Origin of the sequence: Sediminibacter sp. Hel_I_10 (genome assembly GCF_000688335.1) — a bacterium.
Taxonomy (GTDB): domain Bacteria; phylum Bacteroidota; class Bacteroidia; order Flavobacteriales; family Flavobacteriaceae; genus Psychroserpens.
In genome coordinates, this window is the sequence record NZ_JHZX01000001.1 from 2,327,614 (window position 1) to 2,349,836 (window position 22,223).

General features: G+C 36.8%; 16 protein-coding genes. 11 read left to right on the top strand and 5 right to left on the bottom strand.

Features of this window, described 5'->3' with window-relative positions:
• Window positions 1–78: 78 nt before the first annotated feature.
• From P176_RS0110405 to P176_RS0110450, 10 genes are all read left to right on the top strand, one after another.
• Window positions 79–1,533, top strand: coding sequence for a hypothetical protein (locus tag P176_RS0110405; protein WP_026754651.1), 1,455 nt, complete (start codon window positions 79–81; stop codon window positions 1,531–1,533).
• Window positions 1,534–1,916: 383 nt separating this feature from the next.
• Window positions 1,917–2,756 carry a 5-dehydro-4-deoxy-D-glucuronate isomerase gene (kduI, locus tag P176_RS0110410; protein ID WP_026754652.1) on the top strand — a complete coding sequence of 280 codons (840 nt, stop codon included), beginning with the start codon at window positions 1,917–1,919 and terminating at the stop codon, window positions 2,754–2,756.
• 7 nt (window positions 2,757–2,763) lie between these two features.
• Complete coding sequence (locus P176_RS0110415) at window positions 2,764–3,549, top strand: gluconate 5-dehydrogenase (RefSeq protein ID WP_026754653.1); 786 nt, start codon at window positions 2,764–2,766, stop codon at window positions 3,547–3,549.
• Between the two features lie 16 nt (window positions 3,550–3,565).
• Window positions 3,566–4,969 carry a glucuronate isomerase gene (gene uxaC, locus P176_RS0110420; protein ID WP_026754654.1) on the top strand — a complete coding sequence of 468 codons (1,404 nt, stop codon included), beginning with the start codon at window positions 3,566–3,568 and terminating at the stop codon, window positions 4,967–4,969.
• A gap of 11 nt (window positions 4,970–4,980) precedes the next feature.
• Window positions 4,981–5,325 carry a cupin domain-containing protein gene (locus tag P176_RS0110425; RefSeq protein ID WP_026754655.1) on the top strand — a complete coding sequence of 115 codons (345 nt, stop codon included), beginning with the start codon at window positions 4,981–4,983 and terminating at the stop codon, window positions 5,323–5,325.
• An 84-nt stretch (window positions 5,326–5,409) separates the two neighbouring features.
• A complete protein-coding gene (locus P176_RS0110430; protein WP_037348896.1) occupies window positions 5,410–6,393 on the top strand; it encodes a TRAP transporter substrate-binding protein in 984 nt (327 codons plus the stop codon).
• A 1-nt stretch (window position 6,394) separates the two neighbouring features.
• Window positions 6,395–6,856, top strand: a complete 462-nt coding sequence (locus P176_RS0110435) for a TRAP transporter small permease (protein ID WP_026754657.1) — start codon at window positions 6,395–6,397, stop codon at window positions 6,854–6,856.
• Between the two features lie 2 nt (window positions 6,857–6,858).
• Window positions 6,859–8,154 carry a TRAP transporter large permease gene (locus P176_RS0110440; RefSeq protein ID WP_026754658.1) on the top strand — a complete coding sequence of 432 codons (1,296 nt, stop codon included), beginning with the start codon at window positions 6,859–6,861 and terminating at the stop codon, window positions 8,152–8,154.
• A 15-nt stretch (window positions 8,155–8,169) separates the two neighbouring features.
• Entirely contained in the window at window positions 8,170–9,630 is a 1,461-nt protein-coding gene (locus P176_RS0110445; RefSeq protein WP_026754659.1) for a tagaturonate reductase, read from the top strand.
• Window positions 9,631–9,652: 22 nt separating this feature from the next.
• A complete protein-coding gene (locus tag P176_RS0110450; protein ID WP_026754660.1) occupies window positions 9,653–11,266 on the top strand; it encodes a UxaA family hydrolase in 1,614 nt (537 codons plus the stop codon).
• An 18-nt stretch (window positions 11,267–11,284) separates the two neighbouring features.
• Here the strand turns inward: P176_RS0110450 and P176_RS0110455 are convergent, their stop codons facing one another.
• Entirely contained in the window at window positions 11,285–12,301 is a 1,017-nt protein-coding gene (locus tag P176_RS0110455) for a LacI family DNA-binding transcriptional regulator (protein WP_026754661.1), read from the bottom strand.
• A 111-nt stretch (window positions 12,302–12,412) separates the two neighbouring features.
• Between P176_RS0110455 and P176_RS19290 the strand changes: the two genes are divergently transcribed.
• Window positions 12,413–13,906 carry an Ig-like domain-containing protein gene (locus P176_RS19290; RefSeq protein ID WP_051605456.1) on the top strand — a complete coding sequence of 498 codons (1,494 nt, stop codon included), beginning with the start codon at window positions 12,413–12,415 and terminating at the stop codon, window positions 13,904–13,906.
• Window positions 13,907–13,926: 20 nt separating this feature from the next.
• On the opposite strand, the gene P176_RS19295 is transcribed toward P176_RS19290, so the two are convergent.
• From P176_RS19295 to P176_RS0110480, 4 genes are all read right to left on the bottom strand, one after another.
• Window positions 13,927–15,246, bottom strand: a complete 1,320-nt coding sequence (locus tag P176_RS19295) for a polysaccharide lyase family 1 protein (RefSeq protein ID WP_197022159.1) — start codon at window positions 15,244–15,246, stop codon at window positions 13,927–13,929.
• 93 nt (window positions 15,247–15,339) lie between these two features.
• Entirely contained in the window at window positions 15,340–16,887 is a 1,548-nt protein-coding gene (locus P176_RS0110470) for a DUF5123 domain-containing protein (protein WP_037348897.1), read from the bottom strand.
• A 24-nt stretch (window positions 16,888–16,911) separates the two neighbouring features.
• Entirely contained in the window at window positions 16,912–18,720 is a 1,809-nt protein-coding gene (locus P176_RS0110475; RefSeq protein ID WP_026754663.1) for a RagB/SusD family nutrient uptake outer membrane protein, read from the bottom strand.
• A gap of 11 nt (window positions 18,721–18,731) precedes the next feature.
• Window positions 18,732–21,905, bottom strand: coding sequence for a TonB-dependent receptor (locus P176_RS0110480; RefSeq protein WP_051605457.1), 3,174 nt, complete (start codon window positions 21,903–21,905; stop codon window positions 18,732–18,734).
• Window positions 21,906–22,223 lie beyond the last annotated feature (318 nt).

Here is a 22,223-nt window from a genome sequence, read left to right on the forward strand (position 1 = left end):
TGAGTATCCAAATCATTTTGTACGCTTTAATACTAACATATAGCAATACCAAATCTATCAAAATCCTAACACACAATTATGAAAAAAAAGAAATCAATTATTACAGTCGCACTAGTTTTATGCCTTTTTCATGTAGGATATAATTCTTATTCACAAGTAGGAATAGGCACTGCCACACCAGAAGAATCTTCTGCCTTAGACATTAGCTCAACCTCAAAGGGTCTACTAGCTCCAAGAATGACTACCATACAGCGCGTTGCGATAGACACTCCTGCAAATGGACTTCTTGTATATGACATCACTGAAAATGCATTTTACTTTTATCAAAGCAGTGCATGGATCAGGATGGAATCTGAGGTAAGAGAGAATTTTAAATTGATAAAATCTGTATCAGACCTTAGTGAGGAGCTTACCGCTGGGGGAGGTTCAAAATATTTACTCAGCACTAATAAAGTTTATGAAATTAACGGGGTCATTAATTTAGCGCATCCCATAGATTTAAATGAGGCCTATCTGACTGGGGTTGATTCTAGTGATGATATTCTAGTAAAATCAGGAGGCACCTTATTTGAAGGATCTAAGGGTGGGCTTATTAAAAATTTAACGATATCCGCCTCAGGAGCTACTGTATTCAATTTGTCAGGTTCAGGAAATCTAGTTATTAAAGACACTTATATTGCAAACTCTAATGCTGTTGGAAGTATTTCCGATTTTGATTTGGTGTATTTTAGTGTTGTTCAATACGTCAATAATACAGATGGAATTTCATTTAGCGATATTGGGAATTTGCTTCTTAGTAATACCGCTTGGCAATCTAGTAATTCGGGGACGTATGAAACGTTTTCAGGATTATTTAATTTGATTCAGAAACAGGGCGGCTTTATGGAGGTTGATGGATCTGCTGTTGGTATTGATGTTAGCGCAAACCCAACGCCAGCCAAAGCGGTGTTGACGGGTGCTAATTTTGCAGGAAGCAGCATACAATATATCAATAAGTATACCTCGGGAACGTTTCCAAATTATAACTTTACAAATGTATGGACAGTTAATTGTCCTGGTATTCCTGTAGAATCTGATGAAGCCAGCACGGGCAATATTTATTATAACGGAAGTATCACAGCGGGTTTCGTTCAATCTATAACTAGTAATAGTCCAGTTAATTTATCAGGGTCTAGTAACACTAACACAACCACTGCGGTGAATTTGTTGAGAACCTCTTCTCCTCAAAATAACCGTTTGACTTATAATGGTAAAAAGACAAAAACATTTCAGGTCAATGCATCATTATCTGTTCGAGGCAATTCTGGAACTGGGGATTTTTATGCCTTCTTTATTCGGAAAAACGGAAATACAACCTTGGTAGAAACAAACTCCTTATTACGAGTAAACAATACCACAGATATTATAAATAACGCAATTACTGGAACCGTAGAGTTATCACCAAACGATTATATCGAGGTTTGGGCACAACGCTTAACTGGTTCTGGTACCACCTCTATTGCTGTGTTTTCATTAAATTTAAATATTAAATAGCGGATAGAACAAGAGTGATTCTAGTATTTAAAAAAGCCCTGGAATTCCTAGGGCTTTTTTAAACACTAGAATTCAAATAATTTTTTAAAAACTAAAATAATGAATTGTTGTTATTTTAGTTTGTTATCAACGTTCTATCCTATTATCTGGTAACGTAAGAGTACCACTTTTTGAATTGTTTTATTTTAATAAAATTTTAAGTATTTTCTAATGTCGTTTCAATATATTCTTCCAATTTTTAAAAACAGATATAAATTTCTACGGATATGAAACGATTTATGAATCTAGCAAAAAACAAAGCCTAAAATTCATAATAACAAAATATTAGATTTCTATTTATTTATTTTTATATTTGTGTAATCGATTACAATAAAATTATTCTTATGGCAATTTACGAGACAAGATACGCGTCTAACCCAGAATCAGTTAAAGCAGCTGACACTCAAAAATTACGGGATGAGTTTTTAATTCAAAACGTTATGAAACAAGACACACTAGAATGGGTATACACTCATTATGATCGGTTTATGGTTGCTGGTGTGGTGCCCGTGGATAAGTCAGTGTCATTAGTTACAATTGACCCTCTTAAAGCTGGTTATTTTTTAGAAAGAAGAGAATTAGGAATTATAAATATTGGTGGAACAGGTAGCGTTACTGTTGACGGAACAACTTATGAGCTTCAGCACAAAGAAGCACTTTATGTAGGTCAAGGCAATAAAGAGGTTGCATTTTCTAGCGAGTTTGCTAAAAGTCCAGCACAGTTCTATTTAAATTCTACACCTGCACACCAATCATTTCCTACTAAAAAAATAGGTACAGATGATGTTGAAGTGATAGAATTAGGAGCACCTGAAACCGCAAATGCAAGAACCTTAAGAAAGTACATTGTGAACAGTGTGGTTGATGTTTGTCAATTACAAATGGGGATGACTTCTATAAAAACAGGAAGTAGTTGGAATACAATGCCAGCTCACGTTCATGATAGAAGAATGGAAGTGTACTTCTATTTTGAAGTCCCAGAAGATCAAGCGGTTTGTCACTTTATGGGGCAACCTCAAGAGACCCGCCACATTTGGATGGCAAATAAAGAAGCTGTAATTTCACCACCATGGTCCATTCACGCAGGATCAGGAACCTCAAATTATTCATTTATCTGGGGAATGGCTGGAGAAAATTTAGACTATGGAGACATGGATGTCTGTAAAATAAACGAATTAAGATAAACAGCCGATGAACTTATTCAATTTAGAACATAAAAGAGCTTTGGTTACAGGTGGTACGCACGGTTTGGGTATGGCTATGGCCGAGGGGCTTGCCAGTGCAGGAGCCGAGTTGATCATTACCAGTACAACACCATCAAAATTAGAGGAAGCTTTAGATTACTATAAAGGAAAAGGCTATAAGGCTTCAGGCTATATTTTTGATGTAACTGATGAGGCTGTTGCAAAAGAAAAAGTAGCTTTAATTTCTAAGGAAATTGGAGATATTCACATTCTCGTAAATAATGCTGGAATCATAAAGCGTGAATCTGCTTTGACCATGCCGGTTGAAGATTTTAGACGCGTGATTGATGTTGATTTAGTTGGCCCATTTATCATGGCTCAATTAATTGGCAAACAAATGGTAGAGCGCAAAGAAGGTAAGATCATCAATATTTGCTCAATGATGAGTGAATTAGGTAGAAACACAGTAACAGCATATGCGGCTGCTAAAGGCGGATTAAAAATGTTGACGCAGAATCTGGCAACAGAATGGGCCAAACATAATATTCAAGTTAATGGTATTGGTCCAGGATATTTTGCGACGTCACAAACCGAGCCTATACGAGTAGATGGACACCCATTTAACGACTTTATAATAAACAGAACTCCTGCAGCACGCTGGGGAAACCCTGAAGATTTACAGGGAGCAGCCGTGTTTTTGGCCTCTAAGGCAAGTGATTTTGTTAACGGACAAGTGATTTATGTAGACGGTGGCATCCTCGCTACTATTGGGAAACCTACTAACGAAGATTAATTTTATACATTATTTAATGAGCTCAAATTTTATACACGATAATTTTTTATTAGAAAATAAATACGCTGAAGAATTATATCATAATTATTCTAAGCATCAGCCTATTATAGATTACCACAATCATCTTTCACCTAAAGAAATTTTAGATGATCAGGTTTACAATAATTTAACAAAGGTCTGGATCAACGGAGATCATTATAAATGGCGCGCCATGCGTACTTTGGGTGTAAACGAGAAGTTTATTACTGGAGATGCATCAGATAAAGAGAAGTTTATGCACTGGGCCAAAACGGTGCCTTATACTATGCGTAATCCTTTATATCATTGGACGCATTTGGAACTGTCTCGCTATTTTGACGTTAATGACTTATTAAATGAAAAATCTGCGGAAAAGATCTATGCAGAAACTTCAGAAAAATTAAGTAGTGCCGATTACAGCTGTAGAAATTTATTGAGAAAAGTCAATGCAGAACTCGTTTGTACCACCGAAGATCCTATAGATAGCTTAGAACATCATCAAAAACTAGCAACATCTGATTTTGAAGTTAAGGTGAGTACCGCGTTTCGACCAGATAAAGCCATTTTAATTGCTAACAGTAGTTACAATGACTATATAGAAAGCTTAGGTAAAGCAGCAGACATCACTATTGAATCCTACCAAGATTTAAAAGATGCTCTAAGGAGCAGGATTGCATATTTTAATACCAACGGGTGTAGATTGTGTGATCATGGGCTAAATCAAATTTCATTTGTTGAGTTTACCGAGAGCGAAGTAGCAACTATTTTCAAAAAGAAACGTAACAAAGAGATCCTTTCCGACGAGGATGTTTTAAAATTTGAAACGGCAATTCTTCTGTTTTTAGCTGAAAGCTATCACGAATTTGGATGGGTGCAGCAGTTTCATTTAGGTGCACTTCGTAATAATAATGCGCGTATGCATAGTATTTTGGGTCCAGATACGGGCTGGGATTCTATAGGAGATTATCCGCAAGCTGAAAAATTATCTGCATTTTTGAATGCATTGGATAGCAAGAATAAACTAACCAAAACCATTATTTATAACTTGAATCCGTCTGATAATGAAGTTATGGCAACCATGATTGGCAATTTCAATGATGGAAGCGTCAAAGGAAAAGTGCAGTTTGGTTCTGGATGGTGGTTTCTAGATCAAAAAGATGGTATGACCAAGCAGTTAAATGCTTTGTCAAATATGAGCTTGATTAGTTGCTTTATTGGGATGCTTACAGATTCTCGTAGTTTCTTGTCATTTCCAAGACATGAGTATTTTAGAAGAATTTTGTGTAACCTTGTAGGTGAAGAAGTTAATAGAGGTGAATTGCCAAAAGAAGAAATGGAATGGATTGGTAAAATAGTAGCAGATATTAGCTACGGCAACGCCAAGAACTATTTTAATTTTTAAATTAAGTTTTTATGATTGAAAGGGCTGTTTTCTTTGAAACAAATAAGCAGGAGTGGGAGGCCGTTGAAGATAAAATCAAAAGGCAAATTGTAGGATATGATGATACGATGATGATGGTGAATGTACGCTTCGAGAAGGGCGGCATAGGTCAATTACACCATCACATTCATACACAAAGTACATTTATTTCCGAAGGTAAGTTTGAAGTGACTATTGGCGTAGATAAAAAAATCTTAAAAAAGGGCGATTCTTTTTTTGTTCCATCAAACACACCTCACGGCGTTATTTGTATTGAAGAAGGCATGTTGGTTGACGTTTTTACGCCTATGCGTAAAGACTTTGTAGTCAAAAACTAGTCCCTATAAAATGTGATTAACAATTAACCATAACGAGTAAGATGGTTTTACGATATAGTTTTAATTACAAGTAATTCAAAAAAGATGTTCAAATCAATTATTAATAAGATAGCACCTGTTTTTATTGCAGCATTGATTTTTGGATGCAGTGAAATTGAGGACGGGCGAACCTTAAAACTGGCTCACAGTTTAGATGTCAATCATTCTGTTCATAAAGCTATGATGAAGATGGGAGAGGATCTGGTCGAAATTTCCGGTGGAAAATTGAAACTTGAAATTTATCCGAGTCAGCAATTAGGTACAGAACGTGAATGTATTGAGCTTCTCCAAATAGGAAGTTTAGACATGACCAAAGTTTCTGTTGGCGTGATGGAGAATTTTGCGCCAAGAATGAGAGTGTTTGGTCTTCCATATTTGTTTGAAGATCGGCAACATGCATTTGATGTGCTAGATGGCCCTATTGGTCAAGAACTTTTAGATGAAGGCACGCAATATTGGATCAAGGGTCTAGGCTATTACGATGCGGGTAGTAGAAGTTTTTACACTAAAGACAAGCCCATCAATACGCCTGAAGATTTGGAAGGCCTTAAGATTAGAGTCATGGAGAGTGTTACGGCAATGGACATGGTAAAGAGCTTAGGTGGCTCACCTACACCTATTTCTTGGGGAGAGCTATATACCTCATTGCAACAAGGTGTTGTAGATGGTGCCGAAAATAATGCGCCTAGTTTTTATCTATCTCGGCATTATGAGGTTTGCAAATACTACTCTTTAGACGAGCATACCGTTTTGCCAGATGTTTTAATTATTGGAACGCACATATGGGAAAAATTATCTGCTCAAGAAAAAGAGTGGCTACAAGAAGCTGTAGATAAGTCGGTGATATACCAACGTACATTATGGGCAGACGCAGAAAATGAAGCTTTAGAAGAGGTGCAAAAGGCAGGAGTAACTGTATTAAGACCAGATAAAAAAGCATTTTCGGATAATGTAGAAGGGGTTTATGATGCTTATAAAGATGATAAGGATATGCTAGATTTGATTAAGCGCATAAAAAAGACGAATTGATATGGCATTAAGAAAAAAGATAGACGGTATTTTAGGCAATCTTCTTGTCCTGATTATGGGCGTGATGGTCATCAACGTGATTTGGCAGGTGTTTACAAGGTTTATTGTAGGAACTCCCAGTTCATTTACAGACGAGTTGGCTCGTTATTTAATGATTTGGTTAGGTATACTTGGAGCTGCTTATGTGTCTGGTAAAAATATGCACGTGGCTATTGACGTATTACCTCAAAAAGCTTCAGCTAAAACCCAAAAGAAATTAAAACTCATTGTGAGCGTGCTTATTATTTTATTTGCAGTGCTGGCAATGGTTATTGGAGGTAGTCGGTTAGTCTATATTACATATGTACTAGATCAGCAATCACCTGCTTTACAAATTCCTTTAGCTGTGGTATACTTAGCAATTCCCTTAAGCGGATTGCTGATTACCTATTATAAAATTTCAGATATCTTAAATATCGAGTAGCCATGGATTATATCCCAATTTTAGTATTAGTAGTGAGTTTTATTGGTTTACTTTCTATAGGAACACCAGTTGCTTGGAGTATTTCTATTTCATCTGTCTTAACGATGCTTGTGAGTATTCCTGCATTGCCAGCATTTACAACGGTATCCCAACGTATGGGTACGGGTTTAGATAGTTTTGCATTGTTAGCCATTCCATTTTTTATTCTCTCAGGACAATTGATGAATAAAGGGGGCATCGCTCATAGACTTATCGCATTTGCCAAAACCTTGGTGGGATCACTTCCAGGAGGTTTGGCCTTAATTAACGTTATTGGAGCGATGTTGATGGGGGCAATTGCAGGTTCTGCTATGGCTTCTGCATCTGCCATGGGCAGTATTCTTGGACCAGAAATGGAAAAAGAAGGCTACTCAAAAGAGTTTGGAGCAGCGGTAAACATTACCTCTGCCACTACGGGATTAATCATTCCCCCGAGTAATGTATTAATCGTTTACTCTTTGGCAAGTGGTGGGGTTTCCATTGCAGCACTCTTTTTAGCAGGATACATCCCAGGAATTTTGACGGGATTGTTTTTGATGATCGTGGCATCTTTTTGGGCTAAAAAGAAAAAGTATAAACTTGGAGAACGAAGTTCTCTTAAAGAAGTGTTTAAAACATTTATTGACGCGGTGCCGAGTTTGTTTCTTTTGATCATTGTGATTGGAGGGATTGTAACTGGCGTTTTTACAGCTACAGAGGCGTCTGCTATTGCAGTGCTATACACGCTTGTTCTTGGCTTTATATACAAGGAAATCAATACAAAATCCCTCCCTGAAATTTTGTTAGACTCCTCGATCACTACTGCCGTAGTTATGTTGTTGATTGGTGCCTCCATGAGTATGTCTTGGGTGATGTCTTATGAAAATATTCCACAAGATATAAGTTCCTCGTTATTGGCGATAAGTGATAACAGAATTGTGATTCTACTCATCATTAATCTCATCTTATTGTTCGTCGGTATTTTTATGGATATGACGCCTGCAGTATTAATTTTTACACCAATATTCTTACCAGTAGTCGTTGGTTTAGGTATGGATCCCGTTCATTTCGGAATCATTATGGTCCTTAACTTATGTATAGGTCTCTGCACACCACCCGTGGGCTCAGTTCTCTTTGTGGGTGTGGGTGTTGCCCAAACCACTATTCAAAAAGTTATGAAACCCTTGTTGCCCTTATTTTTGGCAATGGTTATCGCTCTGTTTTTAGTGACTTACATACCTGAGTTAACCCTTTGGTTGCCAAGTTTATTCAACCTTTAATTAAATTAGAATCCTATGTCTGCAACGTTAGATAAAAAATTAAATAGGGCCAATCTTGGCTTAGAAAAAAAACTACCAATAAAAGTGCTACAGTTTGGTGAAGGTAATTTCTTAAGAGCCTTTGTAGATTATGCGCTTCAACAATTAAATAAGTCAGCAGATTTTAACGCTGGTGTGGCAGTTGTTCAGCCTATTGATCGCGGTATGGTTGACATGCTCAATGATCAAGACGGATTGTATACTTTGTTTTTAAAAGGTATTCAGAAAGGTGAAGAAATTCAGGAAGCAGAATTGATTACAAACATTGTAAAAGGTGTTAATCCGTATTCAGACTTTCAAGATTATTTAGATCTTGCAAAAGAAGAATCACTTCAATTTGTCATATCCAACACTACAGAAGCTGGTATTGCCTATGTTGAAAGTGACACTATGGATATGAAACCACCAAGCTCATTTCCCGCAAAACTAACCTTATTGTTGCACGAACGCTTTAAGCACTTTAATGGGGCAGAAGATAAAGGGTTAACCATCATTCCTTGTGAATTGATCAATCATAATTCTGAAACTCTAAAGGAGATCATCTTAAAATATGCGACCCTTTGGAAATTGGATAGCGCATTTACCGATTGGTTGTCTAGCAGTTGTTCTTTTCATAGTACTCTAGTAGACCGCATAGTGCCTGGTTATCCAAAAGATGATATTGAAGCTTATAACGCACAATTAGATTATAAAGACAATTTAATTGTAGCGGCCGAAGTGTTTTTACTTTGGGTGATTGAAGGTGGAGATGATTTAAAGAAAAAATTACCATTTCATAAAACAGATTTAGACGTTAAAATTGTAGATGATATGCAACCCTATCGTACTAGAAAAGTACGAATCTTGAATGGCGCGCATACCTCTATGGTTCCTTTTTCTTTACTCTACGGAAATGAAACGGTTAAAGAAACTGTAGATAATGAATTTACGGGAGCTTTCGTAAATAGGGCCATTTTCGAAGAGATTAATGATACACTTCCGATGGAAAAAGCAGAATTAGACAGTTTTGCTGAAGCCGTTTTAGATCGCTTTAGAAACCCATTCATCAAGCATAAATTAGCAGATATTGCCTTAAATTCAATTTCGAAATTTAAGGTGCGTGTATTGCCTAGTTTATTGGAATTTCAATCTAAAAACGGAAAGTTACCAACACACTTAACCTTTGCTTTAGCCTGTTTAATTAGATTCTATAAAGGCACATGGAACGGCGAGCAATTACCAATTAAAGATAGTGACGACATTGTTGCAGAATTTCAATCCATTTGGAAAGCAAACACGATGAAAGAAGTCGCCACAGCAGCACTTCAAAATACAGAATTTTGGGATGAGGATTTAACCAAAATCAACACTTTGACCGAAGCCATTACATTGGCTTTAGATGAAATTGAAGCTAACGGTATTGAGCAGGGTCTGGCCAATTTCAGTAAAACATATTAAACCTAAGCACACACCAACCATTATGCAAAACAAATTAATAAAAGTCAACCCATCAGATAACGTCGCAGTTGCTTTAATCAACTTAGAGGCAGGGGAGGTGATTTCGTTTGAAAATGAAGACATCAAAGTCATGTCGGATGTCAAGGCGAAACATAAAATCGCTTTAGATACGTTTAACGATGGTGATAAAATTTTTATGTACGGGGTGTTGGTTGGTAAAGCAAATCAAACCATTAAAAAAGGCGATGTACTTACCATAGATAATGTAAAGCATCAAAGTGCAAAGGTGAGTCAAAAAACAGATACTATTGGATGGACTAAGCCAGATGTTTCTCAATGGGAAGATAAAACCTTTATGGGGTATCATAGAGAAGATGGACAGGTAGGAACAGCTAATGTATGGTTGTTTTTTCCTTTGGTGTTTTGCGAGAACAGAAACATTGAGTTGCTCAAGGATATTTTTGAGAAAGAGCTTCTCACACAAAAATCCAGCAACCATAGAATGTTGCTTCGCTCTTTGGTTAATGAAGGGCAAGATGAGGTTCAAGTTGAAAAAGAACAAGCCACCAATGTTTTTGATAACATTGAGGTGAAATTTATAACCCATCCTGGAGGATGCGGTGGTATTCGTCAAGACTCTGAAAGTTTAGCACGATTATTGGCGGGCTACGTTAAAAATCCAAATGTGGCTGGCGCAACGGTTTTGAGCTTGGGATGCCAAAACTTGCAAATAGATATATTTAACAAAGCTCTTGAAGCTATTAGTCCTGATAACAAAAAACCTGTGCTCATGTATGAGCAACAACAGATGGGTACTGTTGATGAAATGCTTGGCGCCATCATCAAAAATTCGTTTGAAGCCATAAAAGAAGCCAACAAGATTGAGCGTCAACCAGCACCCTTGTCAAAACTTAAAGTAGGTTTAGAGTGCGGTGGATCTGATGGGTTTTCAGGAATTTCGGCTAATCCTACCTTAGGCTATACTTCGGATATGTTAGTGGCATTGGGCGGTACCGCAATCTTGGCAGAATTTCCAGAATTATGCGGCGTAGAACAAGAGCTGGTCAATAGATGTGTTCAAGAAGAAAAAGCAGATAAATTTTTAAGTCTAATGCAGGCCTTTGAAAAATCTGTAGTAGATGCCGGTTCGGGTTTTGATATGAATCCTTCCCCAGGAAATATTAAAGACGGATTAATTACAGACGCAATGAAGTCTGCCGGTGCAGCTAAAAAAGGAGGGACTTCTCCTGTGGTAGATGTTTTGGATTATGGGGAATATGTTACAGAACCAGGGTTAAATCTATTGTGCACACCAGGTAATGATGTAGAAAGCACTACGGCTATGGTTGGTTCTGGAGCTAATATTGTCTTATTCACAACGGGATTGGGGACGCCAACAGGAAACCCTATTACGCCAGTGATCAAAGTGTCTTCAAACTCTGAGCTAGCGGCTAAAATGAGTGATATTATTGATGTAGATACTGGCGATGTTATAAAAGGAGAGAAGTCTATTGAAGAAATGGCGCAAACCATGCTTAATTATATTATTGAAGTGGCTAGCGGACGAATAAAATCTAAAGCGAGCTTATTAGATCAAAATGACTTTATCCCATGGAAACGTGGCGTTTCACTATAAGAAAATTTGTATTAATAGTTAGTAAGTAGATTTAAGGGAGGACTGACGGATAATGAGTTCCGGATTTAGAACAATCTGTTCATTTTTGGGATCACTGTCGACCTCTCTTAAAAATACGTTGGCAGCTATCCTTCCCATTTCAATTGGTGATTGGTCTACAGAAGTAATAGAAAGTTCCATAAATCTGGTAAAAGGCTCATTACTAAAGCCAACAACACAAATGTCTTCGGGAATTCTTAAGCCGTGCTCCTTAATTTCTTGAATGGCACCAAGTGCTGTAAAATCACTTGAAGAAAATATAGCATCTGGCGGATTCTTTAAACTTAAGAGTTTTCTAGTTGCTTTTTTGCCTTCTTCTACTTTGCTAAACAACTCAATAACCAAGCTTTCATCAAACTCAATATGATGATCAATAATGGCTTGTTTGTAGCCTAAATAACGATTTTGAAAAATTTCTAAGGAACGATCATTAGAAAAATGGGCAATGCGTCTGCAGCCTTGATCAATCAAATGTTTTGTAGCGGCGTAAGATCCATTAAAATCATCTATAGTTACAGAGCTAACTCCTGCAATATCCTTTTTTCTATCAAAAAATATGAGCGGCACCCGCTTTTGAGATAAGGCACTAAATATTTTATTTTTGGTTTTTGAATTTGAGATGGACATTAAAATACCATCAACTTGAGCGTTCAATAGCGAGTTGATATTGCCCGTTTCCAGTTTTTCTTGATCATGTGTTTGGCAAACAATAACATGATATCCTTTTGGGTATAATTCTTCTTCAATACCGCGTATAACTGAGGCAAAAAAATTACTGTCCATCCTAGGGACGACAACACCTACATTAAAGCTTTTACCGCTTTTAAGTGCGCGCGCAAGGGTATTTTGCTCGTAGTTCATTTCTATGGCCGTCTTTTGAACAAGCGCTCTAGTTTTTTCGCTTATCTTAACATTATTGTTAAGGGCTCTAGAGACAGTAGCAGCGGTTAAGCCAAGCTTTTCAGCTATGTCATAAATCGTAGTCTTTTTCTTCATCTGAATTTGATTGGCATCAAGTCTGTAAATCTAGTTAATTATTTATAAATGCAGTTGTTTGAAGAATGAAATAATTGTACATTGTGCAATCGATTACTTAAACTCTTTAAAATGCTTAAATTATCAAATACCAGCCGTATGTTTGCTTACGGAATTACAATTATTTGTCTCTTTTTTATGTCTTGTAGTAGTGATGACTCAGACAGTCAAAATGATGACATTATTCAAGTGAGTTCTATTATCATTTCAGGATCAACCATAGAAGATGGAGGTTCGTCGCAATTAACAGCGGTTGTAACTCCTTCTAATGCCACTAATGCTTCTGTTATATGGTCTGTGTCAGATGCTACAGTAGCCACCATATCAAGTTCAGGTTTACTTAGTGCTGTTTCTAATGGTTCGGTTACCGTAAAGGCTGAGGCCGAGGATAATTCGGGTGTTTTTGCAGAACAAACGTTTGCAATATCTGGTGTTGATTTTAATAGCGGAGCAACTACAGTTAATACGGCGCAAGATATATTGATAGCTATAGCTAATGCCAATCCCGGAGACATCATATATGTAAGTGGTGGCAATTATGTTTTTGGATCTACTATTACTATTTCAGGCAGTGGATTTAATGGCAATTTGGTGTATTTAATGGCAGATCCTAATGACACCGAAAGACCAAAATTTGATTTTTCGTCCATGTCTGAAAATTCATCTAACAGAGGATTGATTGTATCTGGCGATTACTGGCATATCAAAGGGATAGACATTTTTGGAGCGGGAGATAACGGCATGCTTATAAGAGGAAACGATAATCTTATTGAATTCTGCACATTTAGTGAAAACAAAGATACGGGACTCCAAATTGGAGGAGGCGGTAGTAACAACACAATCTTAAATTGTGACTCGTTTTTCAACGCTGATAGTTCATTGGAGAATGCTGATGGGTTTGCTTGTAAATTAGATGCAGGTTCCGATAATTCATTTATTGGCTGTAGAGCTTGGCAAAATTTAGACGATGGTTGGGATGGTTATTTAAGAGATAAAGATAATATTACCACCTATTATGAAAATTGTTGGGCATTTAAAAATGGCTACCTCATGGACGGTACTGAAGGAGCAGGAGATGGTAATGGTTTTAAAACAGGTGGTAGTGATGATAAAGATCTAAGACATAATGCCGTATATAAAAACTGTATAGCTGCAGGAAATATTTATGATGGTTTTGATCATAACAGCAATCGTGGTGATATAGAAATTTATAATTGTTCGGCTTACAGCAATGGTCGAAATTTCAGTTTTAGCTCCACCAATATTGCTAACGCTCTTGTTATTAAAAATTCGTTTTCTTTTGAAGGAACTAATAATGACAGCTACTCGGCTACTTCAACAGATATTACCAATAACGGTTGGCAAAATGGTCTTACCACGAATGCATCTGACTTCGTGTCTCTGGATATGGAACTATTAGCTGCACCAAGAGGAGTAGATGGTAGCCTGCCTAATATTGATTTCTTGTTTTTAGTAGCGGGTAGCGATTTGATTGATGCAGGAATAGATGTGGGGCTTGAGTTCAATGGCTCTGCTCCAGATATAGGGGCTTTTGAGTTTGAATAAAAGTTATTTTCTAAACTTTTTTACAGACAAGACTTAAGCAATCCATTGGCATATACTTCTATGTTAGCATAATTCTCGTCAATTGTTTTTAACTGAGAGTCTTCTATGATTGCGTCTAGGCCTAATTTCTTTTCCCAATTGTCTGGTATACCATCATTGTCGGTGTCTGTAGGTCTCTTTTTTGAGATGATTACTGGCCAACCGCCCACGTCGTTTTGTGAGTCGATGATACCATTTTTATAAAGAGGATTATTGGTTTTGATTGATTTAATAAGTCTAACGTCTACATCATCTCGGTATAGGTTGAGACCTACAGATTTTAATACGCTTTTGTAAGCTTTTTTTGCACTGGAAGTAATAACATTATTTGAAATAGCAACGGGTTCTTTTAATCTCGCTAATTCAGGATTTTCGCATTGTACTCCACCGTTCCAATTATTGTCATTGATATCTTCATATCCATACACAAAATTTCCGTCGATGTAAAATTGACCATAAGGTTCTGAAGGGCTTACAATTCTATCCAGTTTAGAAGATGTGGTAGCTGGCCCCGATTTAAAATAGTTGTTGATCATATTATAAGTGCCGCTCTCTCCTCCATAAATACTGTTTTCGCCCCAATTATAGATAACGTTGTTTCTAAAGTCTAAAAATTCACGTTTAGAATTCTCAGTAGTAGAAGACCCACTAAATCTAGGGTTTCTACTGTTGTTGCTCATTATCAAATTATGATGAAACGAAGCGTTGACACCGCCCCAAATCCCGCCGTAACCATGAGCGCCCTTTTCATGAACAGAGTTGTTTAAAGCTTCGGAAATGATGCACCATTGCAGTGTGAAGTTCTCGTTATTATAAAACGATGCATTCTCATCGGTTCCCCAACTGATAGAGCAATGATCAATAATTACATTTTTAGTGTCTCTACACCCTAAAGCATCACCTTCAATACCATGAATATCTCCCATTCTAAATCTCAGATATCTCATTATAACGTTATCTGATTTAATGGTCACGGGATATCCTTTGAGCGTTATGCCGCCTTCTGGAGCAGTTTGTCCTAAAATGGTTAAATCCCCTCGATTAATGTCTAACTTAGACGTGAGTTCTATGGTGCCAGATACTTCAAAAACAATAATTCTAGGGCCTTTTTTTAATATGCCTTTTCTTAAACTTCCTTCGCCATCATCACTTAGATTGGTCACTTTATAAACAATGCCATCTCTACCTCCAGTAGTATATTTTCCAAAACCTTCTGCTGTTGGAAAGGCCAAAGACTGAGCCATAAGCATCGTGCTGGTTGCTATAAAGAAAATGACTAAGATGTATTTTAATTTTACCATGATTGTTGTTTAAATAAAAGTGATTTAAAAAAAAAAGAAGGCATGTTCTATTGAACATACCTTTCTTTATAGACTAACTCATGCTCAAAAAATCTACTGAAGCCAACGAGGGTCTCCAACATTATCGTCAATTAAAGATTGGTTTGCAACGCTAAAATCCCCATTAGCGACGTCAGTATATCCTGGATCTAATGTAGTAAAGGATGTAGAGTCATCATATCTTGCCACGGATGAATCGTATAGGGTTGGTGCATTGAAATAGTTGTTATTTTGAAACGTAATGCTTTCATCTGTTGCACTGTTATCAGAATAACCCTCAATTTCAGTATCGGTAATTAAATTATTTCTTGAGGTGATATCATTGGCGTCAAATCTCACATAAAATAACCTTCTACTACTAGAATTTGAGCAAGCATAAAGCGTACAGTTCTCTAATAAAATGTTACAAGTAGCTAAACCGTTTGTTGTTCCTGAAGCATCAATTCTGAAAAAATCACGTCCAGGGGCACAGTTATTAAAAGTACTTGTTGTGAAATTCACGTTGAGAACATCTGAATTTCTAAAATCGAAGAAATCACCACCACTAGTTAAAACATTAGTGACTATGCTGTTTTCAACAGTGATGGTTTGAACAACCGCATCGGTTTCATTACCTGCAATAAATGATCTGCCATAATCATGAACATTACACCCGCTCACTAATAAAGAGTTATAATTATCAGCGCCGGAATAACGCACCATATCGGTAAGTTCTAAATCGGCATCCCCAGTTAAGTCCAAATCTATTAGACTAACATCAGTAGCACCAGCTACTATAGAAATACTTAATTTTAACAAAGGTTTTTCGAAACTAAGTAAGCCTCTTAAAGTTAAGGATTTATCTATAACCAAAGTACCAGTTTGAGACGTGTAGTCACCTGACTCTAATACAAGAACATCACCAGGAGCAGCATCGGCTACCATTTGAAATAAATCATCAGATGGTGTCACTAGAGTACCAGTGCCTATATCGATTCCAGTGGTAAAAAATAATACGCCTCTAATATTTGCGTTATTTAATATTTGAGCAGTATAATCTGTCTCTCCTGTAAGACCCGTTATTGTTGCAGAACCGGCGGCAATTTCCTCTTGGGTGAGATCACGTACAATATCCCCCGGGCTTATAACAATTTGAGTGACATTACTATTAGGAAGCCAAGTCAGCGTTACTTGCGTGGCAAGTAAATCTTCAGGTTGAATAGGGAAGAATATTTGCTCGGTAAGCGTTTCAGCTGAGATGTACGCGTAAGTTGAATCATTTAGACCTCTCGTGCTAACAGTTTTTACTCTAGCATAATAAATTGTTTCTCCTTCCAATTCAACTTGAATAGGGAGATCACTAGCGTTAACACTTAGAGATGTTGTGAGAGTATTAAATTCTGGATCTTCGCTAATCTCGAGTAAGTAAAGATCAATCTCATCTTCAGTTTGCCAATCAAACTCTAAAGTTGTTTGTGTTCTAATTTGCACAGACAAATCTACAGGAGCAAATTCTCTATCAATTTGAAGTTCATTAATCAATTCTTCAGGACTATCGCAATTAGTGAACGTAGCCAATGTAAAGAGGAATATGAGCGATTTAAAGATATATTTTGTTTTCATAATTATAATATTTAATTCACTTTTTTAGTATCCGTAATCATTTTGTAATTGACCATTACTGGCATCTAAAAATACTTGCCAGATTGGCCAAAACTGTCTATTATCTGGATTTACCCCAACTTGATAAACAGAGTTTATTTGATCATCTTCTAAGGTAATCCAATCGTAAGCCGAGTAATCTGGACCTGGTGATTCATTCTCATTTCTATTCAAACCATAGATGATTAAAAATTCTGATTCTTCACCTTCTATATCGGTTTCTTCATACTTAAAATATAAGGTTGTTGGCACATCGCTATATTCACCAGTCCTGTTTTTTAAATTAAACAATTTCTCTTTAGTCTCGTCTAAGCTCGAGGCCAATCGATTCCAACGTATTAAATTTTGTTTACGAATCATCTCACCGGTAAACTCATATTTGTATTCTTCGATAATGGCATCTAGCATAGCTTCAGAGCTTCCAATACCATCAACATAAGCATCTACTTTTTCAGGATGTACTGAAGATGGAAAAGCTCTACGTCTCACGTCTTTGAGATAGGGCTTGGCTGCTGCTGGTCCCTGTAATTGGTTCGCTGCTTCAGCTGCAATTAAAAGCACCTCTGCATAACGCATATAGATTTTATTAAGGCCGTCATCGTTTGTAGAAGTAACACGTCTATCCATCCACTCATAGCGATATTTACCAAAGTACCATGTGCCTAAATTGGTCAATTCTTGCTGAGCAAATTCGTCTTCGTCTGGGTTTCCGTATTGATAAGGTACACAGGTAACATCCCTACGTAAGTCAGTTTCGTCAAAATCGTAAAACACATTAGGTTGAGGGCCTGCAGTACCACCTCTAGGTTGTTCAGTATGTTGATCTATGCCTCTATGTCTTACTGCGAATGAAAATGCAACTCTACCACGGCCATCGGCAAAAGGAATTTCCCAAAGCGACTCTCTACCTGCAAAAATTTGTTCGGCATTATAGTTTCTCCAAAATTGTTCAAAAGATGGATTTAAACTTGCTTTGCCGCTTTCGATGACGTCAGTAGCTTCATTTAAAGCAAGTGTGTACATGTTTTCAACAGAAAGCTCAGGGTCATTACTTCTTCTTACACCGTCAGGATACTGTTGAAATCCGCTAGCTGCTAAAGCTAATCGAGCTCTAAAACTCTTTACAAACGCTTTATTGATACGCTCTGAGGTTGCAGTTTGGGGCGTGTCATTTGGCCACGCTACTAATGTAGCGGCTTCCCCTAAATCGGCTATAATTTGTTTATAAATGATATCTCTATTAGTTTTTTCAAGAAATACAGTTTCCTCAGAAATAGGCTCAAAGCGTGCTTGAACATCGCCCCAAGTTTTCAATAAATCGGCATAATAAATAGCTCGAAGCGTTAGGGCCTCACCCAAATATTGACCTAATACCGTTCCTGGTTCTGGATTGCCATAAAGCCTTAATCCTTCTATACACAAATTGGCGCGCTCAATGCCTGAGTACATCTGCCCAAAAACATTATTGTTTGTATTCATCTGAGGGTTCGTGGGCGTGGCGTCATAAATCATTAAAGCGCCTTGAGAGCTACCTGGCTGATCTGAGCTAAAATGATACTCGGTATCTGTATTGAAACCATACAATGGGATGTACCGACCACGATAAGAATTGGTCTGTCCCATAGGTTCTATAATACCATCAATTGCTCCTTTGGTTAAATCTTCTGACGAAAAGATGACATTAGGTTCAAGTGCGGATTTTGCTGGACCTTCTAAAAAATCCTCTTCAAACTCTTGGCAAGAGTTGAAAAATGCAACACACATAATTCCTGTTATAATTATTAGTTTTTTCATTTTAATTTTTTTTAAAAGTTGAGGTTAAAACCAAATACCAGTTGTCTACTTCTTGGGTATGGAGAATAGTCGACTCTTGGTGTTAACGGAGTGTTTCTTCTAGTGGAAACTTCTGGATCTAAACCAGAATAATTAGTCAATACAAACACATTGTTTGCTGTAGCATAAAATCTTAATTTATCTATTCCCATTTGAGAGACAAATTTATTCGGAACGGTATATCCTAAAGTTAATGTATTTAGTCTTATATAAGAACCATCTTCTACAGCCCAGTCAGTAAATGCATTTCTTTGCATAAATGGTGACCATAAGGTGGTATTTTCATTTAATGCAGCGAGCTGGGTAGGATCTGTTACTAGTTGCCCAGTATTAGGGTCAAGATTGGTCCATCTGTTTCCATCAGACATAATCGTACTTAAATTTCTATACTGACCGTTTTCTGTGGACGTGGTAAAGTCTATTTTATTGGCATTGTAAACATCAAACCCTACACTAAAGTTAAAGGCAGCAGAAAAATCAAATCCATAAGCGTAACCGCTTAAAATCACACCACCGATAAAATCTGGATTAGCATCTCCAATAACCGTATTATCATCTTGATCAACTACGCCATCACCATTAGTATCTTTTAATTTCATACCTCCTGGAACAGGAAGCTGATTGAAAACGCCCTCAGTACTAGCAATGCCTTCTTTTAAGGTATATTCCCCAGTAGTTGCATTATAGTTGAAATCGTCAACTTCATAGCGTCCATCGTTTTGATAACCGTACATTAATCCGATGGGGTCACCCGCTTTTACGATATAATCTGCGCCTATTTGAGATGATGCCCAATTGGTGTTTTGACGGATTTCATTTAACTCACCTAAAGAATTAACTTGATTTTTATTTGCCGATATATTGAAAGAAAAGTTGAGACCATAATTTTCTTTTTCTAATACAGCAACATCAAGAGTAGCTTCTACGCCTGTGTTTTGAAGTTCTCCAACATTTCTATATTGAGCTTCATAACCCGTGCCTTGGGTATTAAATAGTAATAATAGATCGGTGGTCACATTTTTATAAACTTCAAAAGCTCCACTTAATCGCCCACCAAACAAGTTATAATCTAAACCAAGATTCTGAGAAATGGTAGTCTCCCATTTTAAGTTTGGATTTGCTAAAATATCAGAGGGAGATATCACGCTGGTGATGTCATTCAAGTAATTGGTATTACTTGAGAAAAAACTTTGTACGGTTTGTCCCGTTGGAATGTTGTTGTTTCCAGATTCACCATAACTTACTCTAAGTTTTAATGTGTTTATCCAATCTGCATTTTCCAAAAATTCTTCCTCAGAAAGTTTCCATGCAATAGCACCAGAGGGAAAATAACCCCATACATTACTGCCTAAAAATCTACTCGAGCCATCAACGCGATATGTTCCAGTGAATAGATAACGATTCTTATAATCATAATTTGCTCGTCCAAAGAAGGATAATAGCTTGTCATCTGGGCTATAGAAATTATCAACAAAGAAGTTTTGACCTTGAGTGGTTAAGTTTAAAGCGGAGCTAAAACCAAAACCCCTAGGCAAACCTTGCACCTGACTAGTAACAGTATTATTTTTAGTGACGATCATCTCTTCTCCAACTAATAAATTTAAAGAATGATCGTCTCCTAAATACTTATTAAAATCAAAATTCAAAGTATTGGCATTTCTGAAAGATTCATTTTTTCTGTCTCTAATTCTTAACGCTGGTTGTCCCTGTAAGTCTCCGGGAGGGACGTTGTTTGCAAAATACGTAGATCTACCAAAAAAGCGATAGTCTAAATCGTATCTTGTATTATATCCAAAATCAGATTTAAATTTTAGATTATCTAAAATCTTCCATCCAAAACTCCCCAACATATTTAAGTTAGTTCTTATTTGCTTTCTTTGGTTATCATCTGTAGCAACAAAGGGATTTATTAAATATCCGTTTAGAGCTTCATCTGTATTTGTGGTGACTAATTGTGGTATCGCAATAGGAGAATAAGCCACACTGTATTTCAGTCTTGAGTCTGCCGAAGACACTTCGTTCTGTTCGTTAGCACCTCCGCCATTAACTTCTTGGTCAGAATATCTTACTGTGAACGATAAATCTATTTTATCATTAACATCACTTTGAAGCGCAAGGGATAAATTATTTCTCTTAAAATCTGAACCAATTTGTATGGCTTTTTGATCAAACAGCGCATAATTAAAGTTGAAGTTGATTTTCTCACTACCTCCTCTTATGGATAAATCGCGGCTCTGTACTTCCCCTGTTCTACCATAGATCTGCTCTTGCCAATTATTTCCTTCCATACCAACGTATTGGTCGTAATCTTGGTAAAGTCCAAAAATATCTTCATAGGTTTCGGGTCTATCTCTTAAAAGTGCATATTCATACTGCCACTTCACATAATCCTCTGGGTTTAAAACATCAATTTTATTTGCAAGTTTATTTACACCATAGAACATATTATAACTAACAGCAATTTTGCCAGTTTTACCGCTTTTTGTAGTAACGATAATAACTCCATTTGCACCTCTAGATCCGTAAATCGCGGTTGAAGAGGCGTCTTTTAAAACACTAATATTTTCGATTTCTGTAGGTGAAATAGAACTGAGGTCAGCTACAGGAAAACCATCAACAATAATTAATGGAGAACTGTCTTGTGTTAGAGAACCGGCACCACGAATTTGAATGTTCATTTCCGCATCAGGAGACCCCTCAGTAGAAAGGACCTGGACACCTGCCAAACGCCCTGTTAAGGTTTCAGCAACATTTTGAATACCTTGTTCTTTTAAATTATCGCCACCTATGGTTACTACAGCACCTGTAAGATCAGATTTTCTCGCTGATCCATAACCAATTACAATAACTTCATCGAGAGTTGCTAAGTCAGGCTTAAGGGTAACGTTTACAAATGATTTACCAGCAAGATTAATTTCTTGGGAAATGTAACCTACATAAGAAATTACTAATGTAGCATTAGGATCTTCAACGGTTATAGAAAAATTACCGTCAAAATCTGTTTGTGCACCTATAGAGGTTCCTTTTACAACAACAGAGGCGCCTGGCAAAGGACCTTCTGGATCAGCGGTCACCACTGTACCGGTAACTGTTTTACTTTGAGCAAAACTAGTAGCTGAGGACAGTGTAAATATTGTTAGGACCATTAATGAAAATGATCTTATTGAAGAGGTACTTCTGGTTTTTCTTTTTTGAGAGCAGAAAAACACATATTCAATTAGATTGTTACACATGAAATTAGTTAGTTTAAAGTTAATTAAAATGTAATCGATTGCACAAATGTATTATATATTTTGAAATGTGCAAATATTTGACGTTATTTTTTTAGAATACTCAAAATAATTGCATTTAATAACGAAATTATTAGTTTTTAAAAAAAAGTCAGGTGCAAATTATGCGAATAAGTCTTTATCTATAAGGAATACCACTCTTTTTTCTATTCAAAATAGCGACCGATTTTTTGC